14 protein-coding genes and 1 pseudogene are annotated in these 19,254 nt (G+C 47.4%); 13 read left to right on the forward strand and 2 right to left on the reverse strand.

Annotated features, from left to right (window positions below):
- From GCU39_RS07420 to GCU39_RS07445, 6 genes are all read left to right on the forward strand, one after another.
- Complete coding sequence (locus tag GCU39_RS07420) at window positions 1-495, forward strand: DUF4358 domain-containing protein (RefSeq protein WP_152392929.1); 495 nt, start codon at window positions 1-3, stop codon at window positions 493-495.
- 162 nt (window positions 496-657) lie between these two features.
- Window positions 658-2,184, forward strand: a complete 1,527-nt coding sequence (locus GCU39_RS07425; RefSeq protein ID WP_152392930.1) for a cellulase family glycosylhydrolase — start codon at window positions 658-660, stop codon at window positions 2,182-2,184.
- A 270-nt stretch (window positions 2,185-2,454) separates the two neighbouring features.
- Window positions 2,455-4,176: a ubiquinone-dependent pyruvate dehydrogenase gene (poxB, locus tag GCU39_RS07430; RefSeq protein ID WP_152392931.1), complete on the forward strand. Its 1,722-nt coding sequence runs from the start codon at window positions 2,455-2,457 to the stop codon at window positions 4,174-4,176.
- 221 nt (window positions 4,177-4,397) lie between these two features.
- A complete protein-coding gene (locus tag GCU39_RS07435) occupies window positions 4,398-4,937 on the forward strand; it encodes a TetR/AcrR family transcriptional regulator (protein ID WP_152392932.1) in 540 nt (179 codons plus the stop codon).
- 4 nt (window positions 4,938-4,941) lie between these two features.
- Window positions 4,942-5,328 carry a DMT family transporter gene (locus tag GCU39_RS07440; protein WP_152392933.1) on the forward strand — a complete coding sequence of 129 codons (387 nt, stop codon included), beginning with the start codon at window positions 4,942-4,944 and terminating at the stop codon, window positions 5,326-5,328.
- Between the two features lie 2 nt (window positions 5,329-5,330).
- The gene (locus GCU39_RS07445) at window positions 5,331-5,729 is read left to right on the forward strand and encodes a DUF5360 family protein (RefSeq protein WP_152392934.1); all 399 of its coding nucleotides are present in this window, start codon (window positions 5,331-5,333) and stop codon (window positions 5,727-5,729) included.
- A 651-nt stretch (window positions 5,730-6,380) separates the two neighbouring features.
- Here the strand turns inward: GCU39_RS07445 and GCU39_RS07455 are convergent.
- A complete protein-coding gene (locus tag GCU39_RS07455) occupies window positions 6,381-6,866 on the reverse strand; it encodes a hypothetical protein (protein ID WP_152392935.1) in 486 nt (161 codons plus the stop codon).
- Window positions 6,867-7,304: 438 nt separating this feature from the next.
- Between GCU39_RS07455 and GCU39_RS07460 the strand changes: the two genes are divergently transcribed.
- The 3 genes and pseudogenes from GCU39_RS07460 to GCU39_RS07470 form a co-directional block, all read left to right on the forward strand.
- Window positions 7,305-10,145, forward strand: a complete 2,841-nt coding sequence (locus tag GCU39_RS07460; RefSeq protein WP_152392936.1) for an S-layer homology domain-containing protein — start codon at window positions 7,305-7,307, stop codon at window positions 10,143-10,145.
- Between the two features lie 276 nt (window positions 10,146-10,421).
- Window positions 10,422-11,180 (forward strand): cyclase family protein, encoded by a 759-nt coding sequence (locus tag GCU39_RS07465; RefSeq protein WP_152392937.1) that lies wholly within the window; start codon window positions 10,422-10,424, stop codon window positions 11,178-11,180.
- Window positions 11,181-11,367: 187 nt separating this feature from the next.
- Window positions 11,368-11,796, forward strand: a pseudogene (locus tag GCU39_RS07470) (IS3 family transposase); the annotation flags it as partial.
- Window positions 11,797-11,921: 125 nt separating this feature from the next.
- On the opposite strand, the gene GCU39_RS07475 reads toward GCU39_RS07470, so the two are convergent.
- Window positions 11,922-13,421 carry a stalk domain-containing protein gene (locus tag GCU39_RS07475; protein WP_152392938.1) on the reverse strand — a complete coding sequence of 500 codons (1,500 nt, stop codon included), beginning with the start codon at window positions 13,419-13,421 and terminating at the stop codon, window positions 11,922-11,924.
- Between the two features lie 437 nt (window positions 13,422-13,858).
- Between GCU39_RS07475 and GCU39_RS31395 the strand changes: the two genes are divergently transcribed.
- From GCU39_RS31395 to GCU39_RS07490, 4 genes are all read left to right on the forward strand, one after another.
- Window positions 13,859-14,014: a hypothetical protein gene (locus tag GCU39_RS31395; RefSeq protein WP_193726808.1), complete on the forward strand. Its 156-nt coding sequence runs from the start codon at window positions 13,859-13,861 to the stop codon at window positions 14,012-14,014.
- 200 nt (window positions 14,015-14,214) lie between these two features.
- Window positions 14,215-17,535, forward strand: a complete 3,321-nt coding sequence (locus GCU39_RS07480; protein ID WP_152392939.1) for a DUF4855 domain-containing protein — start codon at window positions 14,215-14,217, stop codon at window positions 17,533-17,535.
- Between the two features lie 171 nt (window positions 17,536-17,706).
- Window positions 17,707-18,504, forward strand: coding sequence for a HipA family kinase (locus tag GCU39_RS07485; protein WP_152392940.1), 798 nt, complete (start codon window positions 17,707-17,709; stop codon window positions 18,502-18,504).
- Window positions 18,505-18,516: 12 nt separating this feature from the next.
- Window positions 18,517-19,104 carry a serine/threonine protein kinase gene (locus GCU39_RS07490; RefSeq protein ID WP_152392941.1) on the forward strand — a complete coding sequence of 196 codons (588 nt, stop codon included), beginning with the start codon at window positions 18,517-18,519 and terminating at the stop codon, window positions 19,102-19,104.
- Window positions 19,105-19,254: the final 150 nt, after the last annotated feature.

The raw sequence follows: 19,254 nt of genomic DNA on the forward strand, positions 1-19,254 counted from the left end.
ATGAGAAAACAACGGAAAGAGAAAAGTGCCTGTTTCCCAGTTATTCTTGCATTTATCGTCGCGATTGGCGTATTGGTCGGATGTTCAGGCAAGGATGACAAGGAAGATGCTAAACTGTCGGCCATCCAAATCGGAGAAAACATCGAACAGAAGGTGAACTTGAAGGAAATGAAAGTGGGGGATCAGAATAAATTGAAGAAATTGTATAAGATTGATGTGGACAGCATCGTTGATTTTATTCTTTATACATCTACATCAAATGTGAAAGCAGATGAGTTGGCCGTTATCAAGCTAACGGAACAGAATCAAGCGGATAACGTTATAGAGAAAATTAAGCAACGAATCGATGCACAAAAAATAAAATTCAAAGACTATCGCCCAGACGAATATTTTCTAGTCGAAAATTATGTGTTAAAGACGAGGGGATCATTTGTCTTCTTCGCAGTTTCTAAAGAGGCCGATCAAATGGAACGAGTATTTGACGACGCATTATAACCCAGGATGGATTTTGACTTTATAAGTAAAGAGTCCTATCGTATTTTGATTCTTCCATGTATAATCATGGAAAAGCTCGGACAACAAGTGACCCGCCTAAGGAGAGAGCTTTCGAAAATTTAAACTGACTAGTCAGTTTAACGATGCGGAAGGGGATAATATATGTTGAACCGTTCGATTAAGGTAAAGGGCAGCCAGTTCGTGGATCAAGAGGGTCGCCAAGTCATTTTGCATGGCATCAATATGGTGTGCAAAGAGGGCAACTATATTGGCGCTTGGGACGAAAAAGATTTTCGGAAGCTGAAGGAATGGGGGTTCAACGTTATACGGCTAGGCATAATTTGGGATGGCGTTGAACCTGAGCCCGGAAAGTATGATGACGAATATCTCTCTGCGATTGAGAAGTTCGTCGAGTATGCGGCGAATCAAGGCCTCTGGGTATTCCTCGACATGCACCAGGACTTGTACGGCGTTGATTACGGTGACGGGGCGCCACAGTGGGCGACGCTGTCGGACGGAGCTCCGCATGTAACGGGTGAAGTGTGGAGCGATGCGTATTTAATCAGTCCCGCGGTTCAGCGGGCCTTCGATCATTTCTGGAACAACGCACCTGCTGAGGACGGCATCGGCCTGCAGGATCACTATGCAGCGGCATGGCGGCATGTTGCGGAACGGTTCGCAGACCATCCTGCCGTGATCGGCTACGATCTGATGAACGAGCCATTTATCGGTTCGGATGCCAATCAAATACAGCCGCTGATGTATGCGAAATATGCCGAAGAATTTGCCGTAGCAGAAGAAATTTCCGATCCAGATATCGAACAATTGATGCAGGACTTTTTCGATCCCGAGAAACGGATGAACCTCTTGCAATTTATGAGTGAAACGGAGCGATATACATCCATTATCGATGTTGTGACCGAGGGCTACGCTAGGTTCGAGCGTGACACGTTATCATCTTTCTTCTCCAAGGTGACGCAAGCGATTCGCGAAGTCGATTCCGAGACGGCTATTTTCCTAGAAACGAATTATTTCTCGAACATTGGTGTATTGAGCGGCATCGAACCAGCAATCGATGTTCACGGTAATCGCGATGCGAATCAAGTCTATGCGCCACACGGCTATGATCTCGTTACGGATACGAACTTCTCGGATGCGGCTAATGCGGAACGGGTCGGGCTTATTTTCGAGAGGCACGAACAGACGCGCGGGCGGCTCGATATGCCACTCGTTATCGGCGAATGGGGTGCATACTACGGCTCCTCGGGCGCGACAGAAGCTGCATACGTGGTGAAGGACATGTTCGAAAAGCTGCTGTGCGGAGATACGTATTGGAGTTATGAAGGGAGCAATATGGACGAATATACATTCTTCAAGGCGATCCGCCGCGCCTATCCAATGGCTGTTGCCGGATGCTTGCAGCATTACCGTCACGATCCCGATTCGGATGCGTTCACGATGACATGGGAAGAAGCAAATACATCCTCGGCAGAAGGAGTTTCTCTCGCGGCTACCATCATCTATGTTCCCGATCTTCAAAAGGCCGAGAACGGAGGCGTCGCTTTATCGCCGCAGGGCGATTCGTTCCACCTGGAGCGCATTGAGGGGACGAATGCTGGGTATGTCGTCATTTCTCCTTCCACACGATTGGGTGAATCGATCGTAAGATCTATTCGAATCGGAAGCTGATCCCCGAACCACCTGCCAGATTCAACAAACTTCAAAGTCCTAGTGCTAGCCTGTTCAGTACCGTTGGAGCAGCAGGGAAAATAGAGTTTTTAATACTAATCAAGAATGATACCAACGGGATACCCTATAGATTAATAAAATCACTCTAAAACGAGGCTGCCGCCATGGATCGGCAGCCTCGTTGCGCTAACGGAGCTTAAATCGTTGTGAAATCAAGAATAGGCTGTACGTATTATGGCAATATAATAAAAACAAAAAGGAGAGATTCCCTTGAGAAGAACGATAGCGGATTCCATTGTGGAATCCCTTCTGAACGCCGGCGTGAAGCGAATTTACGGCATTATCGGCGATTCGCTCAACGCCTTGCTCGATGCGATCCGTCGTTCCGGAAAAATAGAATGGATCCATGTCCGTCACGAAGAGGTTGCAGCGTTCGCGGCGGGCGCGGATGCCACCCTCAGCGGAGGAATCGCCGTATGTGCGGGTAGCAGCGGACCAGGTAATTTGCATCTCATTAACGGATTGTACGATTGCCATCGAAATCGGGTGCCAGTACTTGCGATTGCCGCTCATATTCCGAGCAGTGAGATCGGCAGCGGCTTTTTTCAAGAGACTCGTCCGGACATGTTGTTCCAGGAATGCAGCTTCTTTTGTGAAGTCGTAACCGGACCGAAGCAAATGCCTCGAGCGGTTACGATGGCGATGCAGACCGCGACGGCAAGGTCGGGAGTGTCTGTCTTAGTTCTTCCGGGTGATGTAGCCGCTTTCGAATTCGACGAAAGCCCCGTTCCGGAACGCGTTATCCATTCCACCCGCCCGATTGTCTGCCCTTCTACAGATGAATTGAAGACGCTTGCCGACTACTTAAACAAAGGAAAGAGAATCACCTTGCTGTGCGGTGCCGGCTGCGCGGGAGCTCATGCTTCGCTCATGAAGCTGTGCGAGAAGCTGCAATCCCCGATGGTCATAGCGCTGCGAGGAAAAGAATATCTGGAATACGACAACCCGTATTCCGTCGGATTAACCGGCCTCATTGGATATTCTTCCGGCTACCACGCCATGATGGAATGCGATGTATTACTCATGCTGGGTACCGATTTTCCATACCGACAATTTTATCCGCAAGAAGCGACCATCCTTCAGGTTGATTTAGATTCCTCCCGACTAGGAAGGCGAACGACACTCGCATACGGGGTGTGCGGAGACGTGAAGACGACGGTCGAAATGCTGTTACCCCTGTTAAATGAACCGCATTCCCCTGATCATCTGCAGCACTTTGCAGCACATTATGCTAAAGTCCGCGAGGAACTGGACAAACTTGCAGAGCCCGGCCGAGCTCCTATTCATCCGCAATACCTCATGAAGGTAATCAGCGATTTCGCAGATGAGGATGCCGTTTTGACTTGCGATGTTGGGACGCCGACTGTGTGGGCTGCCCGATATTTGAGCATGAATGGAAAAAGAAGGCTTATGGGCTCGTTTAACCACGGGACAATGGCAAACGCCATGCCTCAGGCGATTGGGGCGCAGGTTGCACTGCCAGGACGCCAGGTCGTATCACTGTCCGGGGACGGGGGACTCACCATGCTGCTCGGAGATCTATTGACTCTTCGTCAGCATAAGCTTCCGATCAAGATCGTTGTCTTTAATAATGGTGCGCTTGGATTCGTGGAATTAGAAATGAAAGCAGCGGGCTTTTTAGAATTTGGAACGGAACTCGATAATCCAAACTTTGCGGTACTGGCACAATCCATGGGAATTGAAGGAATCCGGGTCGAGGATCCGAATGACTTGGAGAGCGCCGTTCGCCGAGCATTCGAACACAGCGGTCCGGTAGTGCTGGACGTTGTCGTCAATCGTCAGGAGCTGGCTATGCCGCCGAAGATCAACTTCGAGCAGGCACGCGGATTTACGATGTGGATGTTGAAAGCCGTTTTAAACGGGCAAGGCAACGAAATCATCGAACTGGCGAAAACCAATCTTCTTCGGTAATAGGAATACTTTGAAGTGTTGTCAGAAGACTGACCACACTACCTTGGTCGTAATCGTAAAATAGCCCCAATCTGATTGCCAGGTGGGGGCTATTTTAATGTCGTGCTGGACTTGAAATTGACAAGAAGGAAAGGGTACTATAGAATTAGGAAAACAAAAAAAATATTATATTTTCCTCGTTTTAGAGATTGGAGTTGAATTCAAACTTGAGGCAAAAAATCATGCTGCATGCAAAACAAGAAATTTTCAAATCAGGCTTTCGCTTCACTATGGCGGATATGGCTAGGCAATGCGGTGTAAGTACGAAAACCATCTATGAGTATTATTCCTCCAAGGAAGAACTGATTCGTGATTTGGTACAGGAGGCGATTGATGAAATCAAAGAGCGGGAGCAGGCTATTATTCATGGTCAGACATTGAACACAATGGATAAATTAAAGGCTTTGCTCGTACTGCTTCCGCAGGATTTTCAGTTTTTTGATATCAAGCGTCTGTACGAGCTGCAGCGTTATTACTCCGAGGTATGGGAATACCTGAATACCTTCATGGAAGAGCAATGGGATGGAGTAGACCAAATCGTTGCAGAAGGCCAGGCTGAAGGCCTGTTTGGGACGTTTAATAGGGCTCTTTTTATACAGTTATATATTGGAGGTTTAAACCGACTGATGGAGCAAGCCTCTGTACATCAGACCGGATTAACGCTGAGGGAAGCCTTGCATGAAATGGTAGATATCATGATACATGGGATAAGGATGAGGTGATGGCATGCCTTGGTTGTTGCTGATGCTTGCAATAGCGTCGGAAGTGGCAGGTACTACATTTATGAAGCTATCGATGGGATTTACGAAGTTGATACCATCTATACTGATGGTGGTCTTTTATCTGCTTAGTCTCTCCATATTGAACATAGCATTAAAGGGAATCCCTGTAAGCGTTGCATATGCCATTTGGTCTGGCATGGGAACCGCCCTTGTGGTAGGCGTTGGCTGGGTGCTATTTGGAGAACAGTTGACAACTATAAAACTCATTTCTATGCTGCTGATCATCGTTGGTGTGGTGGGCTTGAATCTAGGGAGTAGCAGTCATGGAAAAGAGGAGAGTACAAGTCAACAAGATCACACGATACATACAACCGTTCAAAAGGAGTGGTAAAGATGAGCGGTAGACTAAGGGGATTACTTTTATTTACGGATATAGCGTTTCTTGTATATTGGTTCGTGACCTACTTTCATTTGATTCCTCCAAATTATGCGTATCAGGATTACAATAACAAGTTGCTTGTGACTTGGAACTGGTCTTTTTTTCCACTTGATGTTCTGATCTCGGCTACAGGGTTACTGAGTCTTTATTATTATCGAAAGTCCAATGCACGATGGATGCCGCTGGTACTGATCTCACTGGTTCTTACTTCCTGTTCAGGACTACAAGCCATTGCATTCTGGGTTATCAAAGGGGATTATGACCTTATGTGGTGGATTCCAAATCTGTTCCTGCTGCTTTATCCGTTGGTATTTCTTCCTGGGCTGGTTCGCAAAGGGTTCATTGGCAATTGACCCTCAAATGATATTGAAAAGAAAGCAGAAAGACATTTTGATCCTATGTATATTCATATCTGCTCAAAGCTTTTACCTAAACCTACATTGTGATGAAGAAACTCGTGAGAGAAACGTCTAGGTGAAAGAAATTGGTCGGAGGAAGAGATTCAAAAACGATTGCTTGAAATTGCCTCTGTTTTTATTATGCTAACGGGCAGAATTGAGTAACAGTTATTACCAATAATTGAGAGAGTATGGTACAATTTAGTAATCAAAATCAAAAGCAAAGATAAAATCAAAGGAGGTAGTTGAGGTCAAGCTTATCAAAAACTTTACTATCGTAGTTGTTAGTCTTGTTGGCGATTTATGGCTCGGATTGGGAATAAAACAAAATGTTTATGATAACAACGCATATACGAAAACTAAAACAGGATATTTCATCTTTACCTCAGTTGCAGCATTGATAGCCCTGACAACAGTTGTATGGCTGTGTATGAAAATTTATAAATAAGAGACAAGCGGCTAAACTAACGGGACACGATAACTTAATAAAATAACAAAAGCGCGGCTGCCGACATTGATCGGCTGCCGCGTTTTGCTTTCGGGCAGATTCGTTGAATCAAGGAGATATGATTATTTTTCCATCCTCTGCAGTGGAAAGCATGCTCACTAACACAAAACTATAATTCTATAGGGTGTGGTAATGGCGGGGATACTTGTTGTGGTAGGTCCATAAATAACAATTAGATCACGGTCCGCAGGGGTTCTTGAAAAGTGTTGCCCATTTGTTAATACGATTTGAGTATATGGAGAAATATTTAATCGTAAACGTCCATCACTACTCTCCAACTCCGTATTAAAATAATCTACTTTTACATTCTGATACGGGCTATTTTTTACCATGACAATTGCTTGATATTGTGGAGGGTAAATTAGAAGAGCAGGTGCATTACCGTCATAATATCCAGTCACTTGATCTCCTACTGCTACCATTACATGGTCTACGAAATAAGTATTTGGTGACACAACAAAATTTACTAATGCTCCCATTCCGTTGTCTACAGATATTATTTTAAAACATCCTTCACCATTTTGACCGGTAAAAAAATCATTTATCATAGTGATGGTCCCATGAAAAGAATAAAAATTTGTCATATTATATCTCCTTATGCTTTAAAAAGATAATGCACTATTCGTAAAGTCAATGAACCTATGTTTACAGTATGTAGGTGAATAACTATATGATTGTGCAGATGCCTATAAAGGAAATTCCTCAGTGAGGAAGAGTGTCAGCTTGTCGGCCACCCTCTTCTATGAGGATGATGGAAGCTTCTCCTTAGACGGCATCTTCCTCACTCCTCGCAGATCGCGGACGAACAAGATCCGAATTAGGTTTATTTCCGGAAAACGGACTCTCAAGCAATGGGAGTCCGTTCGTGTTTATTCAGCTTGGCAAAGGGTATAAGGTGACCATTGAAAATACCCCTTTTGGGGTATGGAAGCACAGTCCTGGCTTCGTTTAAGCTGGTTCAATGTGTGTAGGCGTATTTTAAATATGCTCATCCAATATCATCCAATAAAGGGGAATGGACTATGAAATTTAGGCGTTGGTTTTCCATCGCGACGATCATTGTTATTATTATGGGGCTTCTGCCTAGTTATGCTTCCGCCAGTGTTCTTGCGGGGTGGGAGGAGCGGAGCATCCCTGGTGGAGGTAGCTTGTACGACGTTGCTTATGGCAAAGGCATGTTTGTTGCGGTTGGTGAGTACGGAATCATTATGACTTCCGCAGATGGAACGGCTTGGGAAAGCCATGCTTCAGGCGTCGAAAAATATCTTCGTGCGGTTGCTTATGGCGGTCCTTCGAGCGACGGTATGTTCGTAGCGGTTGGGGACGAGGGAGCAATTTTGACTTCCATGGATGGAGAGAACTGGCAGAATCATACAATGAATGAAGACGTTTATTTCACCGGAATCGCCTATGGCGGGGGAACATTTACGGCCGTAGCGGAAAACGGAGTTGTTGTTTCATCCCGTGATGGTGCGCTATGGGAGTCGCAATCGTTGCCTGATCACGCTTTGTTTGACGTTGCCTACGGGCCGGACGGCAAATATGTGGTAGTCGGAGAGCATGGGGGATTCGCAACCGTCTCGGCTTTTGACGATACGCAGGAATGGAAAACGTACCAAATTGAAAGAGGTGAGCTATCAGGGGTCGCTTACGGTAATGGCATGTATGTAGCGGTAGGGTCTTTGCCTGATGGCGGCCATGGATTTTTCGCTTCTTCGACGGATGGAACTAGCTGGGTGAAGGAGGATGTAGAGGAGCGTCCTTTTGCTCTTGCGTATGGTAACGGAACGTTTGTGGCGATCGGTTATAAGACAATTTTCACCTCGACCGACGGAACAAATTGGACAACTTCAACGGCAGGGACGGCGGAAGGTTTTCAAGGAATCGCCTTCGGCAACGAAAGTACTGTCATTGTAGGGTATGACGGCACGATTTTGTATTCTCCGTTGAAATATACTGTGACGTATGGCGGCAATGGTAACACAGGTGGGAGCGCGCCATCTGACAACGGGGCGTATAGTCCCGGCAACGATGTCGTGATGCAGGAAAATACGGGGAATCTGGTCAGGACGGGATATACGTTCGGCGGATGGAATACTCAAAAGGACGGAAAAGGAACGCACTATGCTCCAGGCGCGAAGATAACGATGATAGCCGAGGACCTAACGGTTTACGCCGAATGGATCGGCACGAATGCGAGCTTGAGCGGCCTGACGATGCCAGGTGTAACGCTTAACCCTGCGTTCGCGCCGGAGACGACCGCTTATACGGCCAATGTGCCAAGCGGCGTGAATGCCATTGCGGTGGTGCCGATGCTGATGGACGCCAACGCTTCGGTAACGGCCAGCGTCTACCGGAATGAGACGCCAACAGGAGGACCGCATGTACTGACGAACGGCGCGGCATCCCCGCCGCTGCCGCTAGCCGTGGGCAGCAACACGGTGCAGTTGACGGTAACGGCGCACGACGGTGTAACAATCAAAACATATGCTGTGACGGTAACGCGGGATTCTGGCAAGGATTCGCCGACGCCTCCGTCTTCTGTGACGAGTAGCTCGTCAGGCACTACCCCAAGCAGCGCGGTCAAGCCCCAAGCGTTTCGCATTCTGATCAATGGCAAGGAACAGGAGCGAATGGGCGGAGCGGCCACAGCCAAGGAGAACGGGCGCGAGACGTTCACTATCACCGTGGATGCGGCTAAGTTAACCGCGCAGCTTGCGCTGGAGAATGACGAACTGCTCATCTCCGTCATCACGACGCACAACGCGGACAACGTATCAGTCGAGCTCGCAGGAGACGTAGTTAAGGCATTAGCGAATAAGCAGGCCGTCCTCGAAGTTCGGACGCCTGTCGGAGTTGTTAAGCTACCCGCGGAGATGATCGGGATCGATCGTTTGAGCGCGCAGCTCGGGGCGAACGTACCTCTTACGGGAGTAGTCATCCGTATCGAAGTAGCGAAGGGCGATGCAACCGACCACGCACTCCTGGATGCTGCTTCGAAGCAAGACAATTTTACTGTTATCTCGCCGGTGTCAGTCCATATGGCGATTACGGCTTCGACGACTTCTCATGGCGGCAAAACCGCGGCCGTGGATAAATTCCCCTCCTACACGGAGCGGGAAATTCCGCTGCCGGATGGCGTGGATCGCAGCAAGGTGACCACGGCGGTTCAGCTGGATGCGAACGGGAAGGTTCACCATGTTCCAACACGGATCGTCGTGCACGACGGAAAGTCTGTTGCGCTCGTCAGTAGCTTGACGAATGGTACGTTTGCACTCATAGGGCGTTCGGCCGATTTTTCGGACATCGAAGGACATTGGGCGAAGAACGCCGTGAACGGCATGGCTTCGCGGATGGTCATCAACGGAACTGAGGATGGTCGATATCATCCGGACAACGCCATTTCGAGAGCAGAATTTGCCGCAATTATCTTCCGGGCGCTGGGTCTCAGTGATAACGGAGCAGGAGCGACCGCAGACTATACGGATGTGAAGCGTACGGACTGGTATGTCGGGGTAGTATTGAAAGCCAGTGAGTACGGAATCGTCAATGGTTACGAGGATGGCACATTCCGCCCGGCACAGACAATAACGCGCGAGGAAGCGGCGGCAATGATCATACGGTCGGCAAAAACGGCTGGTTTACATCTGGACCCGGGAAGTGCGAATGCGGAAGTAACATTGACAGGCTTCTCGGACAGAGCGGCGGTGAGTGCATGGGCTAAAGAGGTTGTTGCGGCTGCAGTGCAATACGGGCTTATTCAAGGCACCAAGACGGGACTGCTGCCGAAGCAGGTCATCACGAGGGCGGAAACGGCCACGATTGTACAGCGCTTGTTAATAAAAACCAAGTTGATTGACTGATCGATCCACAGGTTTGGGAATATTATTTTTCGCGGACGGACTCTTCGAGTACAGGGAGTCTGTTTCGCAGGTATGAACCCGTTTGAAAGGTTAGCGGGAAAGAATGTTTTGGGATGACAAGAACGTTGCGGCTTATATTGTTTTACGTAAATGAGGACAATTTTCAATTAGGTTAATTCTCGGGAGGATGATACATCACACGACGTTGGAATATCGGTAGTTGGGGAATTTTAGTATAATGTGGAAGAATCGTGAAACGGGGAAGGGGAATACAAGATGAAGCTTATTGATTTGAGCGTTCCGATTAGTCCACGCATCCGAGAGCCACTACCAGCGAAGATCGAATATGCGACCCATGAAGACGGAGCGCTGCAAGCGGCGAAGACACTTGGCTTAAAGCAGGAGGATTTTCCAGAAAGTAAGGCATGGGCGACGGAAATGGTGACACTAAATACTCATTCAGGTACTCATATCGACGCGCCGTGGCATTACTGGCCGACTTCAGAAGGGAAGCAAGCAAGAACGATTGATGAACTACCGCTCGAATGGTTTTATTCCGATGGCGTGGTGCTCGATTTCAGCGCGAAGCCGCCAGGTTACGAGATTACGAAGGACGACCTGGTCGCCGAGCTCAAACGTATCGCTTATACGCTGAAACCGTTCGATATCGTTCTCATCCGCAGCGATGCGGACAAACGGCTGTACCACGAACATTATGCATTCCTTCATGCGGGGGTATCGGCCGATGCTACGTTGTGGCTTCTGGACCAAGGCATTAAGGTTGTCGGTACGGACGGCTGGGGATGGGATATACCGCTCAACCTACAGGCCGAAGCGTATAAAAAGCAGCCGAAAGATGGCGTTCTATGGGCAGCACATTATGTCGGCAAGGATCGGGAATATTGCCAGATCGAAAAGCTGGCCAATTTAGAGAAAATTCCAAAGCCGTTTGGCTTCAAGGTCTGCTGCTTTCCGATCAAAGTAGAAATGGCGAGTGCAGGCTGGGCCCGCCCGGTCGCAATCGTGGAGGAATGAGCCGATAAGTCGTCGATTAAGATAACGGGACACGATAGTTGAATAACACACAAAATAAGCAGGCTACAGTGAACTGCACCCCAATTGTTAGACACCATCTAGCAATTGGAGGTGCAGTTTTTTGTCAAAATTCAATTTAGACTTGAAAAAAGAAGCTATTCATCAATTCACAAGAGGAACCAAAGGAGTTAAACCTGTTATGGACTTGTTTAACGGTGAAATTATCACTTACACAGTGGGATCTCGTCCTACCTATTCCTTAATTTCCGAAATGCTTAATAAAGCCTTTAAACGCTTATCCGAAGAGGATGAACTCCTCCTGCATTCGGACCAAGGCTGGCACTATCAGATGAAGCAGTATCAACATGCTTTGACGAAACGAGGAATTACCCAGAGCATGTCACGCAAAGGCAATTGTTACGATAACGCGGTAATGGAGAACTTCTTTGGCATTTTGAAGTCTGAGTTTCTTTATCTTAATGAGTTTGAAAGCATGGATCACTTCAAGCAAGAACTAGCAAGATACATTGATTACTACAATAACAAGCGCATCAAGTCAAAATTAAAAGGCATGAGCCCGGTACAATACCGCGCTCATGCCCAACAGGTTGCATAAAAATATTGTCTAACATTTAGGGTTCACTTCATTTCTATTAAGCTAAAGGGCAGGATCGAGGAATCAATGGATAGCTGGTGAGGGATATAGAACAGCGGGTGGTCAGAGACCATCCGCTGTTCTGCTTAATTTACTTGCACCTGTGTATTCATCCGTAACTGCTGCAGCTGTGCATCCCATATGATCGAAAGACCGAGTCCCTTCTCGAAGAGTTGATAAGGAGCAGCGACAGCACCTGTTAAAGAAGATACAGATTCTGGGAGCTCGATAGCTTGGTCACCCACTAAAATATTACTGTCCCCACCGCGAAACGTGATGGATCGGCCTTCATATGCAATCGTATAGGAAAGTGTGCCCGATGGATCTTGATTGGTCGCAAACTGTGCTCCGAGTGCTCGGGTAATCGTCGTTATCGGAATATGAACGGTATTTGCACTCACTCGCGGAGCAAATATCGAGTTGATCACTTGTCCATCAATCATGATGTCTACTGCCATATTGGCCTTAATCGGGAGATAGATCATGCCATCGGGTGAAACTGCCGTTGCGCCAACTGAATTAAAATGGTTGCCGCCCCAACCCCATACTTCGCCGCGCTCCGAGATCGCCTGATTGTGGTAGGTTCCTGCGCTGATCGATTTGATCTTAGGTAAGCCGTTAACCTTGCCTTGCTTGCCTGTAACCGTTCTTCCATAGCTATATACATCGCCTGCTGTCGTTAGGAACAGTGTGTAAAAGCTAGCTGCTCGTACTTCTTTTACAGTCAATTTAGGTTGAACGGCAGTTGGCTTACCCTTGGCGTCCAAAGTCTTTACCTTGCCTTTCTTGTCTAGCGCAAATAAGGCTTGCTCATTAGTAGTGACGGAACGAATATTGGATAATCCTTTTATCAATACAGGCTTAGTAGGAGTCTTGATCTTGGAATTGGATAAGAGAGATGGTTCATTCCAGCTCCATACGGTGCCATCCCGTTTTACGGCATAGATTTGGTGGTTGGATACATGTATCTGCACCACATCCGCAATGCCGCTCACAGCAGCAGGCTTCCGAACGCTGTTCGTATCATTCTTGTTCAACTCACGCTGCCACGACCATACACTCCCGTCTTGACGAAGCGCTACACCGAAATCTGAGCCCGATGCAACAGTGACTGCATTTGCAATTCCTGCCACCTTCTGAGGCAGTACAGAATGGATTGTATAGTCATCGGAAAGCGGTGCTGTTCCCCATGTCCATACCGTTCCATCCGCCTTAACAGCGAGATTGTGTCCGTTTCCGCTAGTAGCAATATGCTTGATATCCGACAACAAGCTCAGACGAACAGGTCCGTCTGTTTCCGATATGGTAACGGTTTCTTGTATCCCTATTTCGCCTAATAGGTTGCGTCCCCATGTCCATACCGAGCCGTCCTTGCGAAGAGCGATCGAGTAATAATTCCCTGATTCGACTTGAGTGAATTGCAAGGCATCATGGATTCCTTTCTCCGAAGCAGAAGCGGATACAGGAATCGCTGTCCCGAAAAGAAAAATGATCATGGCGATAATCAGCGGCTTAAAGGTAAGTGATGGTGCAGTATGCCGGATGGGTGAAGAATGAGTCTTGTAGATAGAATTAGACGATCTCATGGATTGTTCATCCCTTTCGTAAGATTAGTATGATTGATAGACGAAGGCTGTTGTGAAAAAGTTCCAATAGGTATTTTGGGGTGAATGAACTTTGATCTAAGTAGAGGCGGTAATCACTGAGAACGAGGAAGGTCAGATCCTCATCGCTCGACGTCGACAATTAAATCGTAAGCGAGTATGAAGCTTTAATCAATAGTTCAATCGAAGCTCGAAATCAGTTAGTCATGACAAGGCTGGCGAGTAGAAGGAGCGGACGCGGTTGGTGGCCGGGAACTCTGCGAATTTGCAGGCGCAGCGGACGATTGAGAACTTGCCGGGCCATTAACAATCGGCCGAATGCTTGCGAATTAGCCAAGCGAGAACCAAATCCCGCCAATGAGAACTAGGCAGAACTGCTGCGTGAATGCTACGATGGCTCCGTTCGGAATATGTGCGGAGTGCTTGGTTGGGCTGTACTACTGCAGATGCCCAATGGAAACTCCGCGCTGCTAGCGGCAACGGGCAAGGCCGTGATGGCTTCCTCTCCGAAGGGAGCAGATCTTATACGCCCTGCTGCTGAACGAGCTGATGAGCATTATTTTACAAAAACTTAAGCAGTTGGCAGGCTGTATCCTCACTTTATCTCTCATAGCGTCAATGCAGGAATGTTCGTAGTGAAATCATTTTCAAGATGGCTTATACCAGATTTCGCGAAAGGGGGGATCAAAATTTAGCTTTCACCTGGAGCAGAAATAAGGGTTTACAGTTTTTTGAAATTTCTGTACTTGAGAATTAAGTAAAGGAGCTGGCCTTGTTGAATTTGAATAAAAAATGGGTATCCGGATTAATGGCGGCTATATTACTATTGGCTCCAGTATCTGCTGTGCAGGCGAAATCGCCTGTACAAGATGTAACTATCCTGCAAGCGACAGCATCTTCGGCAGTGCAGGAGACGCAATTCCGCAATCTCGCGGCAGGGCTCCCGTATGAATGGTCTGAAGCTCCGGAAGCTTCGCATCCCGATAACGGATACAAGCTTACGGACGGAAAATACGGCGCATTGGATATGAACGACCCGGCATGGGTAGGACATTTGCGCGGACAAACACGCGAAGTCGTGTTCGATCTCGGTGAAGAAAAGTCAATTGGAAAGATCACGGCTAATTTCTTTCAGGATTTCACAAGGAACTCGATCCTCGTACCACTGTCTGTATCGATGTATGTATCCGACGATAAGGAAAATTGGGGGCTGCTATCCCATAACGCTACGCAGCTGCTTTGGGGAGATGGACCGCCCAGACATGAGACTTTTGAATGGGATGGCAACCGGGATGGAATCAAAGGCGGGAATACGGATGGCAAACTGGCTTTTGCCCGTTATGTGAAGGTAGCTTTTACGATGCATCCTTCGCTATGGGAATATATTGACGAAGTCGAAATTATGGGTATGGACGGCAAGGTTGATGGGGCGGTAAAGGTTCCTGCCGAGCAGCATCAATTTTTGAAGCCGGGGGAAGCTACGGCTGGTATCCGGAATTTGAATCTACTGTATAACGGACATTATGCGAATGGTTTGGGCAATTGGAACAAGGAACGAATTATTCCGAACATCAGTTATGTAAATAAAGACGGCGAGCCCGTTGATTGGCTTTTTGACGGCGTTCTATATCTCGGGATTGCTACACCTGCCGGCCGCGATTTCGGTATGGGACAAACGAACCTGGACGATTGGAAATGGTATTTGGATAAAACATTTGCAGCATCAGGCGATATGCAGCAGTTGAATGAGGCAGCTAAGGAAGTTGGGGTCAAACTGAAACAGCCCGATCATCGAGTTAAGGTTGTGTTAATGATTCCGAATCCCGGGGAATCCTTAACCGATTTTGGTGACATTGACGGCAGCGGTTCCTTAAACTTTAACGAGTCAGTCGTAGGTAAAGAAAAGGCGTTTGAAAACATAAAAAAAGCGGTGCAGTGGTATCTGGATCAGGCCCAGGAAAGATGGCAGGCTGCCAACTACTCTAATCTTGATCTTGTCGGCATGTACTGGATGCCGGAACAAATCGAGATATCCGAATTGGGACCAGACGTAGCTCGCGCGGTGACGGAAAAAGTGCACGCCATGAACAAGAAGGTTTTCTGGATTCCTCACTCTTTAGCTTACAAAATGTTTATGTGGAAAGACGTCGGGATGGACGCCGCGGCTTATCAGCCGAATTACTTCTTTGGCGGAATGGATGCCGACCGTTTGGATGATGCAACGAATAATGCAAAGCGTTACGGGATGGGGAACGAAATTGAATTTGATGACGGGATGCTGACGGATCCCGAACTCCGTAAGCGTTATATCGAATACTTGGACAGCGGCGTCAGGTCTGGCCTGATGCAAAATGGTTTCAGAGCTTACTATCAAGGCAATAATGCAGTATACAACTTAGGGGTGAGTAAGGAACCGGATTTGCGTCTCATGTATGACTGGTTGTACCAATATTTGAATGGAACGTACGCTACTAACAGCAGCCCGGCGCCAGAGACGATGGCTGAGATTGTGCGGGGTTATGTCGCATCGCAAGAAATCGATTCGGTTTTTGGCAGTGAGTTGTTGAATCGGTTGCAGACCATCAAGCTTCTTCTGGAACAAAACAAGCCGAAGGATGCCTTAACAAATATGAAGGATTTTCTCGCGCACATCCACGACCCAGCCGTGCAAGCGCAAGGGCTGATTTCGGTTCCGGCAGTAACGATACTTGATACCTACGCTCAAGTTCTCATTCATACTTGGTCTGACGGCTCGGAGCTCAGTAATCTGGTTCTTGGCAAAAATTACACGGTTTCGAAGCGGCCTAACAGCAACTATCCCGATTCTGGGAACGAACTTACGAACGGACAATTCGGCGGGACGGATTACGGCAACAAGCAGTGGCAGGGCCATGCGGGAAGCGACTACCCTGACGAACGAAGCCGCACATGCACATTTGATTTGGGCAGCAGTAAATCGATCGGACAAGTTAGAGCCCATTTTCTTCAGGATAGAGGACCCGGCATCTATTTCCCTCAGAACGTCACTTTTTCTGTTTCATCTGACGGCCAATCCTGGAGCCGGCTTGGAACCGTTACTCCATCACCGGCACAAGATGCAGCCGCGGCCGAGTTCGTGAGCTGGAACGGAATAATTGACGGCGTGCCGGGGGAAGCGGGAGCCGATAAAGTGTACGCCCGCTACGTCAAAGTTGAATTCCCGGTCAACGTCTGGGTCTTCCTTGATGAAATCGAAGTTCTCGGCATTGACGTTGATAAGAGCAAGCTAAAAGCGGATATCGATCAAGCGAAGAAGCTGCATGACGATACGAGCGTAGGTACAGCGCCGGGGCAAGTCTCCGAAGCAGCTCAAGCGAAGCTGGTTACTGCGATCGCTGCTGCGCAGGCGGTGAACGATAACAGCGCGGCGAAGCAAGACGAAGTCGATGCAGCAGTGAACGCACTCAGCGTCGCGGTGAAGGAATTTAGAAGTGCGATCGTGCCGCCAAAGCCGGATACGCCTACGACGACGCTAACGGGTAATAGCACGGTTACGGCAGGAGAAGAGTTTACGGTTACTCTCGGACTCGATCGAGTGAGCGGTTCCGTATACGCACAAGATTTAACCTTGCAGTACGATGCGGCTGCAATGACGTATGTCGGTGCTGAATCCATCTTGCCAGGCGTGAGCATCGTAGATAAAGTAACAACGTCAGAGGGGAAGCTCCGGTTCATCGTTGCGAGTGAAGGGGCTGCACATGGCATTCGCGATAAAGCGAACGTAATGAAGCTGACATTCCGTGCCAAGAATGTGTCGGCGCCGATAACGGGGACAATTGCCGTATCGAATGCGCTTGTCGCAGACGAGAAAGGGACGGAAGCAAGCATTAGGGCCGCATCGCTGACGGTACAAGTGACTGTCGTTACGCCGGGCATTCCTGGTGATGTGAACGGTGACAGCAAGGTCAGCATCGGGGATTTGGCCATCGCTGCGGCAAATTATGGCCGAACTAGCCAAGATCCGAACTGGGCGGCGATTAAAGCTTGCGATATCAACAACGATGGCAAGATTGATATATTGGACTTGGCAGCTATTGCGAAGTTGATTGTGAAGTAGGCGGGGATATAAGGAAGCAAGGCACCCATTCAGGAGCAATGGGTGCCTTTTGTGCGCTTGGCAGCGTATCACGCTAACGGGTGTAAGTCCCGAGTACACTACGAGGTGCAGATGTCCACTCCACTTACCTCATTACAGCATATTAATAGCTTATAAGAGGGGGTGATGCACGTGTTGCAGGCTATACAATACTTCAGTCCAATGAATTATGGTTGGAGCAATCCTCACTTATTTCTTTGCCTTGATGGTAATAGGTATGTTGTCAAATTCATGTCCAATCCACAAGGAAAGCGAGTCTTGGCCAATGAACTGATTTCGTATCGGTTAGCTAAATGGTTGAAACTTCCTGTGCCGAGAGGAGAAATCATATATGTATCCCAAGAACTCATCGATTCATCGCCAACTCTGCAATACCTGGGTGTTGAAGTAGGGCCTCATTTCGGCAGTTATTTTATTGAATCTAAAACCAAAAATCTATCAAAAGCAGACATCTCTCAAGTGATGAACATCAGCAAAGCCGCGGATATGATCTTATTTGATTATTGGCTAAACAATAATGACCGCCATTTATTGAGACCGGAAGGAGAAAATAATGTTTTGTTATCCAAAGGAGTAAAAACGAAGCTTTGGTTGATAGACCATGCCAATATCCTAGCGGGGCCCAACTGGACAGTTGAGTCCATTTCTGGTCATCAAAACCATATTTTCACATACTGGGGCGAGTTATATGAGAGATTTGTACCGTATATCGATAACGCTAACCCATTTGCACAAGCACTAAATAGAATAGAGTCTTTAGAATTATGGCAGATAATGGAATCAATATCGATTGTCCCTGTGGAATGGGGCGTAGCCGATCATGAAAAACTAGCTCTTAGTAATTATCTAAATATTAGAAAAAAATTGTTGGCTACTTTTATACAACCGCTCAGAGTTCATTTCCCTGTCTGGGAATCATATTTCATCTAGAGAGGTGCTGCAATGTTGGATGATTTTAAAGCGATTACCGTTTATCCTGGCGTCCATAGACCAGGAATGAATTATCAGGTAGCCTTCCATAATCCGACCTCCTACCCGTTTATAGGTGCTGGTGCACAGGGCGCAGTGTTTCGGTTAGCTCCCGACCGATGTATAAAAATATATGCAATTGAGGCAGAAGCAATAAGAGAAGCTAACGCGCTACTAGCTGCACAAAGTTCACCTTTTTTCCCAAAACTGTTTGTGGCAGGACCTAATTACAACATCATAGAATATATAAGTGGACCCTCGTTAGATCAATACCTATTACAAGTTAACTATTTGGATAAACACATAACGAAGCAAATTATAGAGCTCATTCGAGATATGAGGCGGTTGGGTTTTTCAAGATTGGATGCAGCTTTAAGGCACATTCTTTTAACTGAAACGCATGCAATAAAGGTCATAGATCACGTCAATTCCTATAAGACAATCCTTCATATTCCCAATCAACTACTCTCCGAGTTGAATAATATAGGTTTCCGTCATACTTTTTTAGACCAAGTTAGAATCGATGCCCCTGAGCTTTATGAAGAGTGGGCAAGGATATAATTCAACATGCTCAGGATATGTTATATCGCGGTTGCTGCCAACGTTGGACTAAACCCTCACAAGTGTTCATTGAGCAAACGAGACACGAGAGTTGAGGAGCTTGCTTGTAGGCAGCTCCTTTTTTTGTTGAACTAAGGCAATACTAACAAC

This window comes from Paenibacillus guangzhouensis (genome assembly GCF_009363075.1).
Lineage (GTDB): Bacteria > Bacillota > Bacilli > Paenibacillales > Paenibacillaceae > Paenibacillus_K > Paenibacillus_K guangzhouensis.